The organism is Rhizobium sp. P1_E1 (assembly GCF_056406015.1).
The window spans coordinates 1-1,048 of record NZ_JBFUAY010000533.1 but is presented as its reverse complement, the minus strand read 5'-3'; the positions used below and the strand labels follow the sequence as shown (position 1 = coordinate 1,048).

Here is a 1,048-nt window from a genome sequence, read left to right as displayed (position 1 = left end):
TGAGGCAAGCAGATCAGATCCGGCCCGTGGCCGACCGTATCGGCAGCGATGATGAGGCGATCGCCACCGCCCGCAGACTGGCGGTGCAATTTGCCGCACGCGCAGCCGAGCGCGACGCCGACCGGATCCTGCCGTTTAGCGAACTGGATCTTCTCGCCCAGTCCGGCCTTCTGGCGATCACCGTGCCAGCGCAATATGGCGGGCTCGACGTCTCCAACGCCGTGCTTGCCGAGATCACCGCAATCCTGTCTGAGGCGGACGGTTCGATCGGCCAGATCCCGCAGAACCATTTCTATATTCTCGAGGCGCTCAGAACCGACGGTGGCGAGGAGCAGCAGCGTTATTTCTTCGGCCGGGTGCTGGCCGGCGATCGTTTCGGCAATGCGCTTTCCGAGCGCGGCACGAAGACGGTCGGCCACTACAACACGCGCATCACCCGCGACGGCCCGGGTTACCGGATCAATGGCCGCAAATTCTATTCGACCGGCGTCCTCTTCRCCGACTGGATCACCATCTTTGCGCTCGATCCGGAGGATCGGCTGACCATGGCCTTCGTGCCGAAGGGCACCGAAGGCGTCGAGATCGTCGACGACTGGGATGGCTTCGGCCAGCGCACCACCGGCAGTGGCACGACCATCCTCGACAATGTCTATGTCAGCGCCGATTCCGTGGTCTTCCACCACAAAGGTTTTGAACGGCCGACGACGATTGGCTCCGTCGGCCAGATCATCCATGCCGGTGTCGATCTCGGTATCGCGCGGGCGGCCTTTGCCGAAACGCTTGATTTCATCAGGACGAAATCGCGCCCCTGGATGGATAGCGGCCTTGACCGCGCCTCAGACGATCCGCTGACGATCGCCAAGGTCGGCCAGATCGCCATCCGCCTGGAAGCCGCAACGGCTCTTGTCGAGCGCGCCGGCCACAAGGTCGATGCCGCGCAGGTCGAGACGACGGAGGAAAAGGTGGTCGCGGCGACGCTTGCGGTTGCCGCCGCCAAGGTGCTGACCACCGAAGTGGCGATCGAGGCCTCAAACACGCTCTTCGAGCT

At 63.6% G+C, this 1,048-nt stretch carries 1 protein-coding gene; it reads left to right on the top strand.

Features of this window, described 5'->3' with window-relative positions:
• Window positions 1-1,048: SfnB family sulfur acquisition oxidoreductase (locus tag AC1D1Z_RS37750; RefSeq protein ID WP_477853955.1), on the top strand; the 1,048-nt coding region annotated here is incomplete at both ends.